Below are 18,724 nucleotides of genomic sequence, written 5' to 3' on the forward strand. Positions count from 1 at the left end.
GTCGGTCAGGGTGATCTTGACGATGGATTTGATCGACTTGAATCCGTATTTCCATGGCACAACAAGGCGGATCGGCGCACCGTTCTGGTTCGGCAGCGCATCATCGTACAGACCGGTCGCAAGGATCGCCAGCGGGTGCATCGCCTCGTCAATCCGCAGACCTTCGCGGTAGGGCCAATCAAGAATGGGCCGCGACTGACCCGGCATTTCCTCGGGCCGCACCAGCGTCTCGAATGCGACGAATTTCGCGCCCGGCTGTACGCCCGCCTTGTCCAGCACGCCGGCCAGCGGCACACCGATCCAGGGGATCACCATGGACCAGGCTTCGACGCAGCGCAGGCGGTAGATACGCTCTTCCAGCGCATTCGCAGGGGCAAGATCATCGACCGAATAGCTGCCGGGACGATCCACCAGACCGCCAATCTCAACTGACCATGGATCGGTCGTCAGGTTACCGGCATGCCGCGCGGGATCCTCTTTGCCGGTGCCGAATTCGTAGAAGTTGTTGTAATTTGTGATTTCTTCCAGGGTGTTGGGCGCCTCATCGGTCGAGAGGCCAGAGGGCTTTCCCGTCAGCGCCAATGCCGGAGAGGCGACCAGCGCCGCCGCTGCCGTCATGAAGCTGCGCCGATTGAGGTAGTCAGCCTTGGGCGTCACGTCAGACCATTTCAGTTTCATCGCCTAGTTCTCCTTCGCATCGTTCCTGATGGCTGGGCCGCATCCCATCATGTCACAGACACGACAGACAGGCTGATTATGCGCATCACATTCCTATTACCGTTCGTTCTGATAAGCCTGCCCGTTACAATTCTGGCAAATGAAAGGACCGTGATCCACCTGCAAATGCGGCACGAAAATGCACTCGGAGGGCGCCATATTCATGGTCGGGATCGCGCGCATCGCCGGTTTTCTGCTGCGATCTCGCCGGATCTCGGGCGCGCCGCAGAAAATCAGTCCGTGACCAGAATCTCGTGCAGAAAGGCAACGCCAAAGCGGTCCAGCCGGGGTTCATCCAGATAGCGGCCAAGCGCAGCGGTATCTGATGGACGTGCCTGGGCAATGCGTCGCAATTGCGCGGTGGAACAGGACAGCGGCTTGTCCGTGCCGTCCTGCCCACGCGCCAGCCGCGTCTGCGTTTCGGCCAGGCGATCGAACAACGCGCCCGCCGGCTTGCCGGCCAGGCTGCGGCGCGCCGGGTGCATGTCGGGAACATCGCCAGCAATGACCGCGAGAAAAGCGGCGCCGTAGCTGTCCAGCTTTTTCGCACCGACGCCGTTCACCTGCGCCATCGCGTCCAGCGTTTGCGGCCGGCGCTCGGCCATTTCGATCAGGGTGCGGTCGGGAAAGATGACATAGGCGGGCACCCGCGCCGCCTCGGCCAATGCGCGGCGTTTTGCCTTGAGCGCGGATAGCAGCGGCTCGTCCTCTTCCGAGACCTGCGTGCGCAGAACGGTTCCGGTCTTGGCCTTGATCGCGGTGTCGTGGCGCAGGGTGATCTGCGCCTCGCCTTTCAGGATCGGGTGTGCTGCGGGGGTCAGGTGCAGCGCGCCGTGCCGGTCGGGATCGGGGCGGCACAGATCGCGGCCCATCATTTGACGAAAGATCCCCTGCCACTGACCCTTGTTGAAATCGCCCCCGACGCCGAACGTCGGTAGCTGATCATGGCCGCGCGCACGGACCTTTTCCGTCGTGCTGCCGGTCAGGATATCAATCAGATGGCCCGCGCCGAACCATTCGCCGGTGCGAAGCATGGCTGACAATGCCATCCGCACGGCTTGCGTTGCATCGAACAGCTTGGGCGGGTTGGCGCACAGATCGCAATTGCCGCAATCCTCGCGCATATCCTCGCCGAAATAGCCCAGCAGCTGGCGGCGCCGGCATCCTGTTGCCTCGGCCAGCCCCAGCAGAGCATTCAGCCGGCCATGATCCGCCTCTTTGCGGGCATTCTCGGCCAATCCTTCATCGACCTGCGTGCGCCGCAGGCGGATATCATCAGGGCCGTAGAGGGTCAGCGTCTCTGCAGGATCGCCATCGCGGCCCGCGCGCCCGATTTCCTGATAATAGGCCTCGATCGACTTGGGCAGATCGGCATGTGCGACCCAGCGGATGTCAGGCTTGTCGATGCCCATGCCAAAGGCGATGGTCGCGGTGACGATCAGCCCGTCCTCTTGCTGAAACCGCGCCTCGGTCGCGCGGCGCAAATCGGCCTCCATTCCGCCGTGATAGGCAACCGCCGTCATCCCGTCGCGGTTCAGCGCGTCGGCCAGCGTTTCGGTCTTGGCGCGGCTGGCGCAGTAGATGATCCCCGACTGCCCGCGCCGCGCCGCCGCAAATGCCATGATCTGCTTGCGCGGCCCGTCCTTGGGCTGAAAGGCCAGCCGGATATTTGGACGATCAAAGCCGCGCAGAAAGGTCTCGGGCGGGCGACCGTCGAACAGGCGGGTGACGATCTCTGCCCGCGTTTCGGCATCAGCGGTGGCGGTAAAAGCGGCCAGCGGCACGTTCAGATCGCGCTTGAGATCACCGATCCGCAAGTAATCGGGGCGAAAATCATGGCCCCACTGGCTGACGCAATGCGCCTCGTCGACGGCGACTGCCGTCACGCCCGCGCGCCGCAGCAAATTCAGCGTTCCGCCCGATGCCAGCCGTTCCGGCGCCATATAAAGAATCTTCAGCGCGCCCTCGGCCAGCGCTTGAAAAACTGCATCTGTCTCGTCCTGTGTGTTGCCGCTGGTCAATGCGCCCGCTGCTACACCCGCCGCGCGCAGGGCGCGCACCTGGTCCCGCATCAATGCGATCAGGGGCGAGATGACCACGGTCACGCCGTCGCGCATCAGGGCAGGCAGTTGGAAACACAACGACTTGCCGCCGCCCGTCGGCATGATCGCAAGCACGTCATGGCCATCGGCGACCGCACGCACGATCTCTTCCTGACCGGGGCGGAATCCGTCAAAGCCCCAGATCGCGCGCAAATGCTGTTCGGCATCCATGATCACGGCGCAAGCTCCACCCGGTCAAGCCAGTCTTCGATCAGCGCATGCGCCAGTGGCATCTGATGGTCCAGCGGAAACTCGTGCCCTGCGGCATCCAAGACGGCCAGCGTTGCGCGCGGCCAATCGGCAGAGCGATCCACCGCATCGCGCCAGCCGACATTGTCATCCTGTCGCGCCACCAGGATCAGGGCCGGGTGCTGAAACTGCGTCTGCACCTGCCGCATGTCATAGCGCGCGGGATCGCCGCGCAGTGGCCCCAGATCGCGCCCACGCGCCCGGCGCATCGCAGGAAGAACGCGGGTCTCCATCTTGGCCAGCAGCGCCTTGATCCAGGCAGGCCGCTGGATGATCGGCGCGGCGCCCAGGATAATGCGGTCCCGTCGCGCGAGCGAGGCAATCAGATCGGCATCCTCATGCAGCACCGGCACGGGATCGACCCGGCGCCGCTGGTCATCGCCATGGATCATCGGCACACGCAGCAGCAGGCCACGCAGGCTTTCGGGCATCCTCGCAGCGACACCGCAGGCAATCAGCGCGCCTGCGGATGTGCCCGACAACAGAAAGGGCTGATCGCCGATCTCGTCACGGATCGCCGCCGCGACCTGGTCTGCATAGCCGTCTAGATCATGCGGCAGCGGCAAATCGGTGCTGCGCCCCATGCCAGGCAGATCAAAATAGATGCGTCGATAGCCGCGAGCCGCGAATACGGCATCGTAGCTGGCGAATTCATCGCCGTGATCCATCAGCCAACCGTGCAAGAACACGACCGGCGGTCCGTTTCCTTCAAGCCGGGTCCACATCACGCGGCCCCCTAGTAGCCCAGGAACAGACCCGCGTTATTGGCCAGAGCCTGCCGCAGAATGATGATGATGATGAACACGACCAGAGGCGCCAGATCCAGCGCGCCGGTATCGGGCAGGATACGACGGATCGGTCCGTAGATCGGTTCCAGAAGTCGGTTCAACCCGTCCCAGATCTGCGCGACGATCGGTTGACGCAGGTTCAGCACCTGAAAATTGATCAGCCAGGACATGATGATGTGGACGATCATGATGAACCAGATCACGTCGAGGATCAGCATCAGCGCCTGAAACAGTGTTGTCATAACTACGCCCCTCTCAGGCTTCGATTAGGATGCGCAGCATCCGGCGCAGCGGCTCGGCCGCGCCCCATAGCAATTGGTCGCCGACGGTGAAGGCGCCCAGATAGTCCGGACCCATCGCCAGCTTGCGGATGCGGCCGACAGGGATGGCCAACGTGCCGGTTGTCGCCACAGGCGTCAGGTCGCGCATGGTCGCCTCTTTCTCGTTCGGGACCACGCGGACCCAATCGTTGTCGGCGGCGATCATGGCCTCGATCTCGTCCAGCGGCACATCACGGCGCAGCTTGAAGGTCAGCGCCTGACTGTGGCAGCGCATCGCGCCGATGCGAACGCAGAAGCCGTCGATCGGGATCGCGGCCTCGTTCGAGCCGCCAACGGCATCCGGACCGAGACCAAGGATCTTGTTGGTCTCGGCCATGCCTTTCCATTCTTCCTTGGTCACGCCATTGCCCAGATCCTTGTCGATCCAGGGGATCAGGCTGCCGCCCAGGACCGCACCGAACTGCTGCGCCTCATCCGTGCCATCCATCGCGCGCTGACGCTCGATCACGCCGCGGTCGATGTCGAGAATGGCGGCTTTGGGATCATCCAGCAGTGGCCGCACGGCCTCGTTCAGCTTGCCATACTGGGTCAGCAATTCGCGCATATGCTGCGCGCCGCCACCCGAGGCGGCCTGATAGGTCTGGGTCGACATCCACTCGACCAGACCGGCCTTGAACAGCGCGCCCACGCCCATCAGCATGCAGGAAACGGTGCAATTGCCGCCAACCCAGTTGCGATTGCCCGCCACCAGCGCAGTGTCGATCACCGGGCGATTGACCGGGTCCAGCACGATCACCGCTTCACCGTCCATCCGCAACGTCGAGGCCGCATCGATCCAGTGGCCCGCCCAGCCGTCTGCACGCAGCTTGGCAAAGACCGCGCCCGTGTAATCACCGCCCTGACAGGTGATGATCGCATCGCATTGCGCCAATGCGGTCAGGTCATGCGCGTCCGCCAGCGGCGCCTCGCCCAAGGGCGCGGTCCCGCCTGCATTCGAGGTCGAAAAGAATACCGGTTCGATCAGGTCGAAATCGCCTTCACTCTGCATTCGGTCCATCAGGACCGACCCGACCATGCCACGCCAGCCGACCAGGCCAATAACAGGTTTGCTTCCGTTCTTTCCCAACGCCACGAGACTGCCATCCTTTCCGAAAATCGCGCCATTCCTATTGCAGGCAGCGCATGGGCGCAATGGCTGCCGCGAGGTCGTGGTTGACCTTGCCGCCGCTCCGCGCCAAGCCCGGCACGGAAAGGCAGGTGGCCCATGTATCCGCTTATTCGGTTCGTCAAAGAGATGATCAAGTTCCGCGCGGCGCCGCGGCTGTCGGTGACCGGCACCCATGTTTCGACGCATATGTGCTGGCCCTGGGATCTGGACCCCTGGATCGAGCTGAACAACGGCCGCACGCTGACGCTGTACGATCTGGGCCGCATCCCGATGGCCGCGCGGACCGGACTGGTGGGAATTCTGCGAAAGAAAAACTGGGGCTTTACAGTCGCCGGAAATTCCGTGCGCTACCGCCGCCGCATCAGGGCGTTTCAACGGTTTACCATGATTTCGCGGGTCATCGCGTGGGATGCGCGGTTCATCTATATGGAACAGTCGATGTGGCGCGGCGATGATTGCTGCAACCACATGCTGCTGCGCTCTGCCGTGACCGGGCCGAAGGGCATCGTCTCGCCCGCCGAAGTTCTGGCCGAGATTGGCGGCGACCCGGAAAGCCCGCCTCTTCCCGGTTGGGTCGAAGCCTGGATCGAGGCCGATGCACAACGTCCATGGCCACCTGTTTTGCCCGAGGATGTGCAAGGCATCTTGCCAGACTGATCCGTCTTTGGCCTTATGGCCCGGTCGGACCGGGGGCCAGCCCCCGGACCCCCGGGATATTTGACTGAAGAAGAAAAGGGCCGCCATGAACCGCAAGCGTATCTGGGGGTGGTGGTTCTTTGATTGGGCCAGTCAGCCCTTTGCGACCCTGCTGCTGACCTTTATCTTTTCGATCTATTTCGGCGAAGTCGCCAGAACCCACTTTATCGCCATGGGCGAAGGCGCGACCGTAGCCGGCGCGCAGGCGCAGACGTTGTGGGGCACCGGGCTGGCGATCTCGGGGGTGATCATTGCGATCTGCGCCCCGATTCTGGGGGCAGTTGCCGATACGACCGGGCGACGGATGCTGTGGATCTGGGTGTTTTCCGGCTTTTATGTATTGGGCGCGCTTGGGCTGTGGTTTCTGGTGCCGCAGCAGCCGCCCCTGACCTTGGCGCTGATCTTTTTCGGCATCGGATTGATCGGGATGGAGTTCGCCACGATCTTTACCAATGCGCTTTTGCCGGCGCTGGCACCGCCCGACGAGATCGGGCGCATCTCGGGCAGCGGCTATGCCTTTGGCTATCTGGGCGGGTTGGTCTCGCTGGTTTTCATGCTGCTGCTATTTGCGGAAAACCCCCGCACTGGCCTGACGCTGGCCGGGATCCCGCCGATTTTCGGGCTGGACGCAGCAGCGCGCGAGGGGACCAGGTTTGCCGGGCCATTTACAGCGATTTGGTATGTGATCTTCATGATCCCGTTTTTCCTGTGGGTAAAAGAGCCGCGGCTGCCAAAGCGGAGCTTCAGCGCGGGTCGCACGCTGTCCGATCTGTGGCGATTGATCCTGAGCCTGCGTGACCGGCAATCGTTGAGCGCATGGCTGGTGTCGTCGATGTTCTCGCGCGATGCACTGAACGCGATGTATGCCTTTGGCGGGATTTATGCCGGTACGGTCCTGGGGTGGCCGGTGTTTTTGTCGGGCGTCTTTGGCGTGGTCAGCGCGTTGGCGGCCGCCATCATCTCGCAATTGGGTGGCCGGGCCGACAGGGCATATGGGCCAAAGCCCGTCATCATCGTCTGCACAATCGCACTGATCGCGGTTTGCGTGGTGATCGTCGGGATGGACCGGACCTCGCTGCTTGGCATTCCGCTGGCCGCAGGGTCGCGGGTTCCAGATGCGGTGTTCTTTGCCTGCGGCGCGGTCATCGGGGGCGCGGGCGGTGCGTTGCAGGCCGCCAGCCGCACGATGATGGTGCGCCACACCACCCCCGAAAAGGCGACCGAAGCCTTTGGCCTTTATGCGCTATCGGGCAAAGCCACGGCCTTTCTGGCGCCGTTCCTGATCGCCACCGTCACGGCGATTTCCGGTGATCAGCGGATTGGTATCTCTCCGCTGATCGTGATGTTTATTCTGGCGCTGGTCCTGCTAAGATGGGTCAAAGCAGAAGGGGAGGTCGAGCAGTGATCCGCAAGATTTTGACAACCGCCGCTATTCTCATCGGGATGGTGGCCCCGGTATCCGCGCAATCTCCATTGGCCAAAGACGTGTTCGGCCGCGTCGGAGGCCCCACGGCGGGCAACGCGGTGGCGATTGGAACCTACAACAAGGGTTGTTTCAACGGGGGCGCGCAGCTGCCTCAGTCGGGTCCGACCTGGCAGGCCATGCGTTTGTCCCGCAATCGCAACTGGGGGCATCCCGACATGGTCAGCTTTCTTGTGGGGCTGTCTCAGGCGGCAACCAAGATGGGCTGGCGCGGCCTTTATATCGGCGACATGAGCCAGCCGCGCGGCGGGCCGATGCTGACCGGGCATGCCAGCCACCAGCTTGGGCTGGACGCCGATATCTGGATGCTGCCGCCGTCCAACCTGAACCTGTCGCCCGCGCAGCGCGAAAACATCTCTTCGATTTCGGTCGTTGCCGGGAACGGTCTCAGCGTGAATCGCAACTGGACCCCGTCGCATGCGGCGATCATCCAGTCGGCGGCGATGGACCCGCGTGTAGACCGCATCTTCCTGGACGCGGCGATCAAGGTGGCGATGTGTCAGGCCAACAACAATCGCGGCTCGTGGCTGCAAAAGCTGCGGCCGACACCGAACCACGACTATCATTTCCATGTCCGCCTGAATTGCCCGCGCGGCAGCGGCGGTTGCGTCAACACCGCCGCGTCGGTTGCCTCGCTTTCGGGCAATGACAATGGCTGCGGTGCGGCCATGCAGGAACTGCAATATCGCGCCAACCCCGGATCGCGGCCGAGGGGTCAGGGAAATCCTGATTACCGTCACCCGCGTACCTTCCGACTTAGTGAGATGCCAAGGCAATGTCAGGTCATCGGCACCGCCCGGTAGCATTTCCTGTACTCTTTCTGACTTGTCTGCTCGCCGCGGTATCGCCCGCCGCGGCGGCGAGTCTGGAATACGTGGCGACCTATGTCTGGTCGATGCCACAGGATGCGAATTTCGGCGGCTTTTCGGGAATAGAAATCTCTGACGACGGGACCGAGTTTCACGTCCTCAGCGACCGGGCACACCTCTATTGGGGCAGCATCAACCGAGACCCTTCAGGACGGATCCGCGGGCTGAATGTAGCAGGCCGTGCGCATCTGAAGGACAGCAAGGGCAATCCGCTGCCGCCGGGCCGGCTAGGCGACAGCGAAGGTCTGGCAATCGGTGCCGACGGTCGGATCTGGGTCAGCTTTGAAGGGCTGGATCGACTGGCCGCCTATGATGATCCCGACCAGCCGGCGCAGCGTATCCCGCAGCCGCCCGTGCTGAAGGAGCTTAGCCTGAATGCCGGGATGGAAGCTTTGGCCATCGAGCCCGACGACACCCTCTTGACCTTGCCCGAGCGTTCGGGTGGCGCGCGCAAGCCCTTTCCGATGTTGCGATACCGCGATGGCAAGTGGGATCAGCCTTTCTCGCTGCCTCGCAACAGCGACTGGCTGCCGGTCGGTGCCGATATCGGACCGGATGGGCGGCTTTATCTGCTGGAACGTGATTTCCATGGGATCATGGGTTTTTCGTCGCGCGTCCGGCGCTTTGACCTTGGCCCCGACGGTCTGAGCGAGGGCGAGGAACTTCTGACAACACGGCCGCTGCAATATGACAATCTCGAAGGGATCTCGGTCTGGGATGACGGGCTGGGGCTGCGGCTGACGATGATCTCGGACGACAATTTCCTGTTCGTGCAGCGCACGGAACTGGTGGAATATCGGCTATTCGAATGACCGGCAGCATGATGGTCAGACCGACAGTGTCTTCATCATCCGGCGAAGATCATGTCCTTGATCGGTAAAGCGATGGTCCCCGGTCGGCTGAAAACCCTGCCTTTGCCAAAAGGACCGGGCGCGCGGATTGCGATCCAGCACCGCCAGATACAGTCGCGGCGCCCCGGCCTGACGGGCCAGCCCTTCGATATGGTCCAGAAATCTGACGCCATGACCTGCAGACTGTGCCCATGGCCCCAGCACCAGCCGCCCGAGATAAGCATCATGGGTTTGCGGAAATCCAAATGACAGCTCTGCCAGGCCAGACAAGCGTTGATCCAGAAACAATCCCAGTCTCGCCGAAATCGTGGGATCACAGCCGGGCGGGCAGTCGGAAAAGAACTCTTGCGCCCTGACATCCGGGTCGCAATGGCCCTCGGCCAGCAGCCAAAATTCCGGTGCTTCGTTTTAGAACCGCGTCACCAGCGGCAGGTCTGCTATCGGGAGCAGCGGCCTGATCGTCACTTTGCCGCAGCCTATTGCGGCAGCTCTTCGACCTGAACGCGCACACCCATCTTTTCTTCGCCCGTTCCCATCGCGACGCCGCGGATCGGCGCTGCATCCTGCGCATCCAACCCAGAACCCAGCCGGACATAGCGTTCATCCGGACAGCAGCTATTGGCTGCATCAAAGCCGACCCAGCCCAAACCGTCGATGAATATCTCGGCCCAGGCATGCGCTGCGTCATGCGAGTCGCCGTCGATTGTCGAATGCAGATAGCCCGAAACATATCGCGCCGGCATCATTCGCAGGCGGGCGATGGCGATCAGCGCATGAGCATGATCCTGGCAAACCCCCTCGCCCAGCGCCAGCGCCTCGGCGGCGGTCGTCGATACCTTGGTGACGCCACTGACATAGCGGATAGCACCCGCCACCGCCGATGACAGCTTATGCGCCGTGTCCAGCCCGTCATCCGCGTTTCCGTCGACCTCTGCGGCCAGGTTCTTGAGCCCGTCATCGACGCGGGTGGGCGCGGTGTCGCGCAGATAGGTCATGGGGTGGATCACCTCACGGTGCCCGCGCAGAACGCCCGCCGTGTCGCGCGTGTCGACGCGACCAGAGATGCGCACCGAGACCTCTTCGACAGGACCGCGCACGGTCCAGCCCTCGATCCAGTCACCGGTACCGTCGCGAAAGCAGGGCCCTTTCATCCCGCCGGTCACGTCAATCGTCCATTCATGCGTTTTCTGGCCCTCGAAAACCGAAGGGGTCAGGCGCAGGCTTTGAACAAGATTGCGGATCGGCTTGTCGTAGCCATAGACCGTTTCATGCGAAATGCGCAGCTTCATGGGTCAGGCGCTCCCCTGTAGGTAATCCTGGTGAACCAAGGCGGCGACACTTCCGATGCTGGTGATGAACCAGGTCAGAAACTCATGCAGCCCCTCGTCAAAGATGGTGTCGATATCGCGATTCTGCAGCGTCTCCAGCACCTGTCGCGCCTCATCGCGGGCGGCCGTCGGAACCGCATCGCCGTAACGGCGCGCCAGACCCTCCAGATGCCAGACGGCTTCGTAAAGAGAGGTGATCAGCGAACGCGGGCTTTCACCGTTCAGGATCAGGAAATCCGCGACCCGACCGGCGGTCACATCGCCGCCGTAAGCCCAGTGGAATGCCCGATGCGCCGAAAGCGCACGCAGGATCACCTGCCACTGATAGGAATCCAGCCCAGAGCCTACAAATTCGATCCGTGGCAACAGCACGAAATATTTCACATCCAGCAACCGCGCCGTCGCATCCGCGCGTTCCAGGCCATAGCCGAGATTCATGAAATGCCAGCCATCATTGCGCAATTGCGTCGCGTTGATGGCGCCGCGCACGGTCGAGGCATGGCGGGTGGTGAAATCCGTCAACCCGGCCATGTCCAGCTTGTTTCGCGGCGTCTTCTCGATCTTGCGCAATTCCTGATAGGCCACATTCAGCGCGTCCCAGACTTGCCCTGTCAGCGCAGTGCGGACGATCCGGCCACTTTCGCGGGCCTTTTCGAAACACACGACGACCGACGACGGATTCTCACGGTCGAAGAACAGATATTCCTCGATGTTTTCCTGCGTGACGTCGCCATATTTCGTCGTAAAGGCTTCGATCGTTCCCGATGCCCGCAGCAGCGATTTCCATTCGCTCTGATAGCCCTCGTCGGTGTTGGGCAACAGCGTGATACGCTGGCCCACATCGATCAGACGGGCGGCTGTTTCGGCGCGTTCCAGGTGGCGGCCCATCCAGAACAGATTCGAGGCGGTACGGCTTAGCATATTCTTATCCCTCCTCTTATTCCGACAGAACCCAGGTGTCCTTGACCCCGCCGCCCTGCGACGAGTTCACGACCAAAGATCCTTCGCGCAGCGCCACCCGGGTCAGTCCGCCTGGCACCAGCTCGATCCGGTCTCCACACAGGCAATAGGGCCGCAAGTCCACATGACGCGGTGCGATTCCCTCATCGACAAAGGTTGGCGTGGTCGACAGCGCCAAGGTGGGCTGTGCGATATAGTTCGAGGGATCGGCCTCGATTTTCTTGCGGAATTCCTCGATCTCGGCCTTGGTCGATTTCGGACCGACCAACATGCCGTAGCCGCCAGAGCCGTGAACCTCTTTCACCACCAGGTCGGGCAGGTTTTCCATCACGTATTTATAGTCATCTTCCTTCCACAACGTCCACGTATCGACGTTCTTCAAAAGAGGCTCTTCACCCAGATAGAAGCGCACCATTTCCGGCACAAAGGTATAGATCGCCTTGTCATCGGCCACACCCGCACCTGGTGCCGAACAGATCGACACCCCGCCCGAGCGATAGATATCCATCAGCCCCGGCACACCCAGCATCGAATCGGGGCGAAAGCACAGCGGATCAAGATAGGGGTCATCGAGTCGGCGATAGATCACATCGACACGCTTGGGTCCCTGCGTCGTGCGCATATAGACGAATTCGCCATCGACGAACAAATCCTGGCCCTCGACCAGTTCGACGCCCATCAGGTTGGCAAGAAAGCTGTGCTCATAATAGGCGCTGTTGAAATGGCCCGGCGTCAGGATCACGCAATTCGGACGGCTCTCGCATTTCGCGGGCGCGACCGATTCCAAGGTGCGGCGCAGCAGTTCGGGATATTGATCAACCGGCTCGATCCGATTGCCCCGGAACAACTGCGGGAACATGCGCATCATGATCTCGCGGTTTTCCAGCATATAGCTGACACCGGACGGCGTGCGGCAGTTATCTTCCAGCACGAAGAACTCGTCCTTGCCCGTACGCACAAGGTCGATGCCGATGATATGGCTATAGACCCCGCGCGGCGGCACGACGCCGGCAACCGCCTTTTCATAGGCCTCATTCTGATAGACCAGCCGGGCCGGAATGCGGCCCGCGCGGACGATCTCGCCCCGGCCATAGACATCGCGCAGAAACGCGTTCAGCGCCCGTGCCCGCTGCTTTATCCCGCGCTCCAGCTTGCGCCACTCGTTCTGTTCGAAAACGCGCGGCATCATGTCAAAGGGGATCAGCCGGTCGGGATCGCCGCCCTCGCCATAGACGGCGAAGGTAATACCGATGCGGCGGAACAACTCTTCGGCCTCGGCCTGTTTCATCTGGCGAAAGTCATCGGGCATCGTATCAACCCAATTGCGCAGCCTCGCATAGGGTTCGCGGACCTTATCGCCCTCGTACATCTCGTTGTAAAATTCCATCACGTCCCCCTGCCCGACCGGACTTTAAAGGCCCGGCGTTATTGCCCGATGATCTGCGTCGATCGCAGCAAAGTCTATAATCGAAGCACCGGGAACCAGAGAAAGTTCCAATGTTTCATGGTGCTGCAATGCGACTTGCCGGCTTTTCAGGCTGATATTCCGACGTTCAAGCACTGACCGAGAGGGGGCTTGGCATCGCCTGGGGTTCCGTCAGGCCGCGAAGGTCGCGCCCCGACGGGGTTTTGGTCATGCATCCGGGCTTTGCCGATCAGACCAGTTCAATTGCGATGGCCGTGCCTTCACCGCCGCCGATACAGATAGCCGCCACGCCGCGCTTGCCGCCGCGCGCCTGAAGGGCATGGATCAGCGTGACGATGATGCGCGCACCCGACGCACCGATGGGATGGCCCAACGCGCAAGCGCCGCCATTCACGTTCACCCTGTCATGCCCGACACCCATGCGTTCCATGAAGGCCATGGGGACGACCGCGAAGGCCTCGTTGACCTCCCACAGATCGACATCGTCCTTGGTCCAGCCGATCTGGTCCAGCAACCGCTCGGTCGCGGGGACCGGCGCTGTCGGAAAATCGGCCGGTGCCTGCGCATGACCGGCATAACCCACGATGCGCGCGATTGCGCCATCCGCGTTAATACCGATCACCAGCGCCGCAGCGCCGTCCGAGATCGAACTGGAGTTCGCCGCCGTGACGGTCCCGTCCTTGCGAAAGGCGGGCTTCAATGTCGGGATCTTGTCTGGTCGCGCATTGCCGGGCTGTTCATCGGTATCGACGACATGTTCGCCCTTGCGCGAGGCGACGGTGACCGCCGCGATCTCGGCCTTGAACGCACCCGAGGTGATGGCCTCGTTCGCGCGGCTCAGGCTGGAGAGGGCAAAGTCGTCTTGCGCCTCGCGGGTAAAGCTGAACTCGCTCGCGCAATCCTCGGCAAAGGTGCCCATCAGGCGGCCCTTGTCATAGGCATCCTCGAGCCCGTCCAGGAACATGTGGTCGATGACCTGCCCATGCCCCAGCCGTGCCCCGCCCCGCATCTTGGGCAGCAGATAGGGCGCGTTTGTCATGCTTTCCATGCCCCCCGCGATCACCAGATCGGCGCTGCCCGCGCGGATCATGTCGGCGGCTGTCATCACGGCCTGCATCCCCGATCCGCACATCTTGTTCAGCGTCGTCGCCGGTACCGATTCCGGCAGCCCGGCTGCAAAACCGGCCTGGCGCGCGGGTGCCTGGCCCTGACCTGCCGGCAACACACAGCCCATCAGCAGCGCCTGCGGCTTGTCCGGCGCAACACCGGCCCGTTCCAATGCCGCAGCGATCGCAACCCCGCCCAGCTGTGCGGCGGAAACATCTGCAAAAGCACCTTGCAGCCCCGCCATTGGCGTACGGGCCGCACCAAGAATGAAAATGTCTCGGGTTGTCATCGTTGTCCTCCGCGATTTCGGGCTACGCTTACCGGATGGTAACCATTTCCGTCTAGTCAGGATGCCAGAAAAGCAGCTCAAGGGATTGTCCGATGAACCTGACAGTCACATCCGACACGTGCAAGACGGTGGTGAAAATAGAGGATCGGCGGCTGGATGCCGCGATTTCGACGCGCTTCAAGGATAGAATGCGCCAGATAGTCTCCAAATGTAAAAATCAGGTCACGCTCGACATGCGGCAGGTGGATTTCATGGACAGTTCGGGGCTGGGCGCGATGATCGCCGTGCACAAGGCGATGCCCGCCGGCGTACCGCTGATTCTATCGGGGCTGACGCCCAATGTTGGCCGGGTATTCAAGCTGACGCGGATGGATACGGTTTTCGTCATCGAGGATTCATCCGATCTGAAGCGCGAGGCAGGCTGATGAATGCGGCAAACAACGCGGATGCAAAGCGGGCGGGGCAGGTCACCCAGAGCCGCAGGCAGCCGATGTTTCACCGCGTTTTGCATGCCAGGCCGATGGTGGTGCGTGACACGCTGGCCGCCATACGCCGCCGCTTTGCCGCCGAGATTGACGAAGACGCGCTTGGGCGTCTTGAACTGGTGCTGGCCGAAGTGATGAACAACGTCACCGAACACGGCCCTCGCGGGGATACAACCGCGCCTGACGCGCCAGTGATTCATCTCAGCATCGTGCGTCACGAGGGCGGGCTGTCCTGCTCGATCACCGATGACGGTGTCTCTTTGCCCGATAGCTGTCTACTGCCCCGGCCCATCCCAGACACCGCGGCGCTTGACCTGCCCGAGGGCGGGTTTGGCTGGTTTCTGATCCAGGACCTGACGCAAGAACTGTATTACTACCGCGAGGAAACCCGTAACTTTCTTGCCTTTCACCTGCCGGTTACAGACGATCCTGAGAGCTGACAGGACCAGTTGCGCAACGCTGACGGATGAAACACATGGACCCTGCGCGGCTTTGCCGTTCGCAGGTTGCCTGGCCGCCAAACCGGCATCGGCCATTCAGTTCATGGGCGATTGCAACGGATATCGCCCGTCCTCGAATTCACCGAACATCTCTGTCACCTCGGGATGTTCCAGCGGCTCGCCCGAGAAATCAGGGACCAGATTCTGCTCGGACACATAGGCGACGTAATAGGTTGCCTCGGTCTCGGCAAAGAGATGGTAGAACGGCTGATTCTTGGCCGGCCTGATATCTTCGGGAATGGATTCGTACCATTCTTCAGTATTCGCGAATTCGGGATCGACATCGAAAACCACCCCGCGAAAATCGCGGCTACGGTGGCGGACGACTTGTCCCAAACTGTATTTCGCAATTCTGCGGTGAAGTATCATTTAAACGGTCCCAACCGGCAACCAACTATTGCAATATGTCCAAGCTGTCTACAGCCGCGACCGCCTGTTTCGACAGGTTTTCGTCCAGAATCGAGCTTCGCGCCGAAAGGCTTACTGGGCGGCCAGCGCAGCCAGTTCATCCTGCGTCAAGGCAACGGTCGAGATGGCCATCTTGGCCGAGCCTTCGCTCAGTTCGTTGGCATGCGCCAGATAGACCAGAACGCCGTTCACCTCGTCAAAGACGCGTTTGACCCGCAGCGATTTGAAGACCAGCGAGCGCCCCTCGGAAAACACGTCTTCGCCGCCTTTCCCGCGCTCGATATCGCCAACGGTGATCGGGCCGGTACGGCTGCATTCGATCGCGGAATTCGACGGATCCTCAAACCAGTTGCCTTGACTAAGGCGGTCAATGACCGAGCGGTCGAAATAGGCCAGATGACAGGCCACACCTTCAACCTCTGGGTCGCGGATGGCCTCTATCATGATGTCGTTTCCGACCCAGTCCACGCCGATCTCGCCGACTTCTTCTGCATTGGCCGACCCGGCTGTCAGCATCGCCAAAAGGATCAATCGTTTCATTCTGTCACTCCTTGTCATCCAACAGCGGGCTCGGGCATCAGCGGCACCGCCTCGTGCTCTGTCAGCAACCATGCCCCATCTTCGTCCAACCGCACCGCAGATAGCGGGCCACCATAGGCCGCGCCGCTGTCGAGGTTCAGCCGGTTTCCGTAATGTGTCGCACGGTCAATCGCCGTGTGGCCATGCACGACCAGTGAGCCATGATCGACGCCGCTGTCCAGAAAGCCCTTTCTGATCCAGACCAGATCCTGCTCTGCCTGCGCCTGCAAATCTACGCCCGGCCGGATGCCCGCGTGAACGAACAGCGCGCCGTCCTGCAAATGCCAAAGCGGCAATCCCGCCAGGAACTCGGCATGTTCGACCGGCACCGCCGCCTTTGCCGCTGCGTGCAGCAGATCACGCGGCTGATCCGGATCGACGCCATATGAGGCCAGCGTCGCCGCCGCGCCAAGACCTGAATGGTCTGTCCAGACGACCGGGGTCGCCAGGCCGGGGTCGGCCCAAGCCGAATCGCTGAGAAATGCGGGCAGAAAACGGTCGTGATTGCCGCGCAAAACAATCCAGTCGCGACCCGCCGCCTGCCCGTCCAGCAGGTACTGAACCACGCCGCGCGAATCGGGACCACGATCAATCAGATCGCCCAGATGGACGATCCTTGCATCGTCGCCGGCATCCGCTGCGATCAACCGATGCGCCTGATGCAACAGCTCTAGCTGGCCGTGGATATCACCAATGGCATAAACTGGCATGGGAACCTCGGTCGCCAATGAAAAATCCCGGCCTGTCTGGCCGGGATCAGTTCTTTTGGCAAGCCTCGAAGGATCAGACTTCGAAATGTAGCGGGCGCGCCTGGATGAATTTTCCGGTCTTTTGCAGCGCCGCCAGTGCCGAATCCGAGATCGCCTCGTCCAGATAAAGGATCGCGATGGCGTCATCACCCGCTGCCGAACGCCCAAGCGTGAAGTTGGCGATGTTGACGCCTTGCTCACCCAGGGTCATCCCCAATGCGCCGATCACGCCGGGCAGATCCTTGTTGCGGGTGTACAGCATGTGCTCACCGATCTCGGCGTCGATATTGATGCCGCGAATCTGGATAAAGCGCGGCTTGCCGTCGCTGAAGACCGTACCAGCGATAGAACGCTCGCGATCGGCGGTGACGACCGTCAGCTTGATATAGCCTTCGAAAACGCCGCCCTTGTCCTGATGCGTGGTGGCAACCTGGATCCCGCGATCCTTGGCGATCACCGGGGCCGAGACCATGTTCACATCCGGGTTCGAGGCCTTCATCACGCCTGCGATCACCGCCGCATTCAGCGCGCTGAGGTTCATGGTCGATACGACGCCGTCGTAAAGCACGTTGATCGCCTTGATCGGTTCGCCGGTCATCTGCCCGACAAAAGCGCCCAGATGGCTGGCCAGCTTGATCCAGGGGCCCATCACGGCTGCCTCTTCGGCAGTGACAGAGGGCATGTTCAGGGCGTTTTGCACCGCCCCGGTCAGCAGATAGTCCGACATCTGTTCAGCCACCTGAATGGCGACATTTTCCTGCGCTTCGCTGGTCGAGGCGCCCAGATGCGGGGTCACTACCACGTTGGGCAGGTTGAACAGGGGCGATTCGGTCGCCGGCTCGGTTGCAAAGACGTCAAAGGCTGCGCCTGCCACGCGGCCATCCTTCAGCGCCTCGGCCAGCGCGTCTTCGTCGACCAGACCACCACGGGCACAGTTGACGATCCGAACGCCCGGCTTCAGCTTGGCAATCGCCTCGCGCGACAGGATGTTGCGGGTCTTGTCGGTCAGCGGCACGTGGAAGGTGATGAAATCGGCCTTGGCCAGCAATTCGTCCAGTTCGACCTTTTTCACGCCAATGTCTTTCGCGCGTTCTTCCGACAGGAAGGGGTCATAGGCGATGACCTTCATGTGCAACCCAAGCGCCCGGTCGATCACGATCGAGCCGATATTGCCCGCACCGATGACGCCGAGCGTCTTGTTGAACAGCTCGACCCCCATAAAGCGGTTTTTCTCCCACTTCCCGGCATGGGTCGAGGCCGACGCCTCGGGCAGCTGGCGCGCGACCGCGAACATCATCGCAATCGCATGTTCGGCGGTGGTGACGCTGTTTCCGAACGGCGTGTTCATCACGATCACGCCTTTTTTGGATGCCGCCGGGATATCGACATTGTCGACGCCGATGCCGGCACGTCCGATGACCTTGAGGTTGGTCGCGTTTTCCAGCAATTTCTCGGTCGCCTTGGTGGCCGAGCGGATCGCCAGCCCGTCATATTGGCCGATCACCTCGGCCAGCTTGTCCTTGTCCTTGCCCAGATCGGGCAGGTAATCCACCTCCACGCCGCGATCGCGAAAGATCTGAACGGCGGTCTCTGACAGCTTGTCGGATACGAGTACCTTGGGCATAGCTTTTATCCTTGTTTGACGCGCCCGGGCCTCTGCCGCGCTGGCGCTTGTTCTGCTTTGGTCGT

20 protein-coding genes (1 of these 20 running past the window's edge) are annotated in these 18,724 nt (G+C 61.7%); 6 read left to right on the forward strand and 14 right to left on the reverse strand.

Annotated elements, in window-relative coordinates:
* From msrP to asd, 5 genes are all read right to left on the reverse strand, one after another.
* On the reverse strand, positions 1–678 hold the 5' portion of the coding sequence (msrP, locus tag CUV01_RS06885; RefSeq protein WP_101459819.1) for a protein-methionine-sulfoxide reductase catalytic subunit MsrP. The gene continues 219 nt to the left of window position 1, outside the view; only the first 678 of its 897 coding nucleotides appear in the window; the start codon lies at positions 676–678; the stop codon falls past the left edge of the window.
* Between the two features lie 272 nt (positions 679–950).
* Entirely contained in the window at positions 951–2,990 is a 2,040-nt protein-coding gene (gene recQ, locus CUV01_RS06890; protein WP_101459820.1) for a DNA helicase RecQ, read from the reverse strand.
* A 2-nt stretch (positions 2,991–2,992) separates the two neighbouring features.
* On the reverse strand, positions 2,993–3,793 hold the full coding sequence (locus CUV01_RS06895; RefSeq protein WP_101459821.1) for an alpha/beta fold hydrolase: 801 nt from the start codon (positions 3,791–3,793) through the stop codon (positions 2,993–2,995).
* Between the two features lie 11 nt (positions 3,794–3,804).
* Positions 3,805–4,098 (reverse strand): YggT family protein, encoded by a 294-nt coding sequence (locus CUV01_RS06900; RefSeq protein WP_101459822.1) that lies wholly within the window; start codon positions 4,096–4,098, stop codon positions 3,805–3,807.
* A 13-nt stretch (positions 4,099–4,111) separates the two neighbouring features.
* Positions 4,112–5,185: an aspartate-semialdehyde dehydrogenase gene (gene asd / locus CUV01_RS06905; protein WP_277869391.1), complete on the reverse strand. Its 1,074-nt coding sequence runs from the start codon at positions 5,183–5,185 to the stop codon at positions 4,112–4,114.
* A 216-nt stretch (positions 5,186–5,401) separates the two neighbouring features.
* Between asd and CUV01_RS06910 the strand changes: the two genes are divergently transcribed.
* The 4 genes from CUV01_RS06910 (at position 5,402) to CUV01_RS06925 (ending at position 9,165) form a co-directional block, all read left to right on the forward strand.
* Positions 5,402–5,962 (forward strand): acyl-CoA thioesterase, encoded by a 561-nt coding sequence (locus tag CUV01_RS06910; RefSeq protein ID WP_101461917.1) that lies wholly within the window; start codon positions 5,402–5,404, stop codon positions 5,960–5,962.
* Positions 5,963–6,047: 85 nt separating this feature from the next.
* On the forward strand, positions 6,048–7,406 hold the full coding sequence (locus CUV01_RS06915) for an MFS transporter (RefSeq protein ID WP_101459824.1): 1,359 nt from the start codon (positions 6,048–6,050) through the stop codon (positions 7,404–7,406).
* Complete coding sequence (gene mepA, locus CUV01_RS06920; protein WP_101459825.1) at positions 7,403–8,287, forward strand: penicillin-insensitive murein endopeptidase; 885 nt, start codon at positions 7,403–7,405, stop codon at positions 8,285–8,287. The genes CUV01_RS06915 and mepA overlap by 4 nt, the downstream gene beginning before the upstream one ends.
* Positions 8,288–8,358: 71 nt before the next feature.
* Entirely contained in the window at positions 8,359–9,165 is an 807-nt protein-coding gene (locus CUV01_RS06925) for an esterase-like activity of phytase family protein (protein ID WP_232962565.1), read from the forward strand.
* A 15-nt stretch (positions 9,166–9,180) separates the two neighbouring features.
* Here the strand turns inward: CUV01_RS06925 and CUV01_RS06930 are convergent, their stop codons facing one another.
* From CUV01_RS06930 to CUV01_RS06950, 5 genes are all read right to left on the reverse strand, one after another.
* Positions 9,181–9,492 carry a GNAT family N-acetyltransferase gene (locus CUV01_RS06930; protein ID WP_157994801.1) on the reverse strand — a complete coding sequence of 104 codons (312 nt, stop codon included), beginning with the start codon at positions 9,490–9,492 and terminating at the stop codon, positions 9,181–9,183.
* Positions 9,493–9,680: 188 nt separating this feature from the next.
* Entirely contained in the window at positions 9,681–10,493 is an 813-nt protein-coding gene (locus CUV01_RS06935) for a transglutaminase family protein (RefSeq protein ID WP_101459828.1), read from the reverse strand.
* 3 nt (positions 10,494–10,496) lie between these two features.
* Positions 10,497–11,453: an alpha-E domain-containing protein gene (locus CUV01_RS06940; RefSeq protein WP_101459829.1), complete on the reverse strand. Its 957-nt coding sequence runs from the start codon at positions 11,451–11,453 to the stop codon at positions 10,497–10,499.
* A gap of 16 nt (positions 11,454–11,469) precedes the next feature.
* Positions 11,470–12,879, reverse strand: a complete 1,410-nt coding sequence (locus CUV01_RS06945) for a circularly permuted type 2 ATP-grasp protein (protein ID WP_198731892.1) — start codon at positions 12,877–12,879, stop codon at positions 11,470–11,472.
* Positions 12,880–13,147: 268 nt separating this feature from the next.
* The gene (locus CUV01_RS06950; RefSeq protein WP_101459831.1) at positions 13,148–14,314 is read right to left on the reverse strand and encodes an acetyl-CoA C-acyltransferase; all 1,167 of its coding nucleotides are present in this window, start codon (positions 14,312–14,314) and stop codon (positions 13,148–13,150) included.
* A gap of 92 nt (positions 14,315–14,406) precedes the next feature.
* Between CUV01_RS06950 and CUV01_RS06955 the strand changes: the two genes are divergently transcribed.
* Both CUV01_RS06955 and CUV01_RS06960 read left to right on the forward strand, forming a co-directional pair.
* Positions 14,407–14,739 (forward strand): STAS domain-containing protein, encoded by a 333-nt coding sequence (locus CUV01_RS06955; RefSeq protein ID WP_101459832.1) that lies wholly within the window; start codon positions 14,407–14,409, stop codon positions 14,737–14,739.
* A 65-nt stretch (positions 14,740–14,804) separates the two neighbouring features.
* The gene (locus tag CUV01_RS06960; RefSeq protein WP_232962567.1) at positions 14,805–15,239 is read left to right on the forward strand and encodes an ATP-binding protein; all 435 of its coding nucleotides are present in this window, start codon (positions 14,805–14,807) and stop codon (positions 15,237–15,239) included.
* Positions 15,240–15,335: 96 nt separating this feature from the next.
* Here CUV01_RS06960 and hspQ read toward each other — a convergent pair whose 3' ends face one another.
* From hspQ to serA, 4 genes are all read right to left on the reverse strand, one after another.
* Positions 15,336–15,668, reverse strand: a complete 333-nt coding sequence (gene hspQ, locus CUV01_RS06965; protein ID WP_101459834.1) for a heat shock protein HspQ — start codon at positions 15,666–15,668, stop codon at positions 15,336–15,338.
* Positions 15,669–15,779: 111 nt separating this feature from the next.
* Positions 15,780–16,247 (reverse strand): CreA family protein, encoded by a 468-nt coding sequence (locus CUV01_RS06970; protein ID WP_101459835.1) that lies wholly within the window; start codon positions 16,245–16,247, stop codon positions 15,780–15,782.
* A gap of 14 nt (positions 16,248–16,261) precedes the next feature.
* Positions 16,262–16,996: a metallophosphoesterase gene (locus CUV01_RS06975; protein WP_101459836.1), complete on the reverse strand. Its 735-nt coding sequence runs from the start codon at positions 16,994–16,996 to the stop codon at positions 16,262–16,264.
* Positions 16,997–17,069: 73 nt separating this feature from the next.
* Positions 17,070–18,659: a phosphoglycerate dehydrogenase gene (gene serA / locus CUV01_RS06980; protein WP_101459837.1), complete on the reverse strand. Its 1,590-nt coding sequence runs from the start codon at positions 18,657–18,659 to the stop codon at positions 17,070–17,072.
* Between the last annotated feature and the right edge of the window lie 65 nt (positions 18,660–18,724).

Source organism: Paracoccus tegillarcae, assembly GCF_002847305.1.
GTDB classification, from domain to species: domain Bacteria; phylum Pseudomonadota; class Alphaproteobacteria; order Rhodobacterales; family Rhodobacteraceae; genus Paracoccus; species Paracoccus tegillarcae.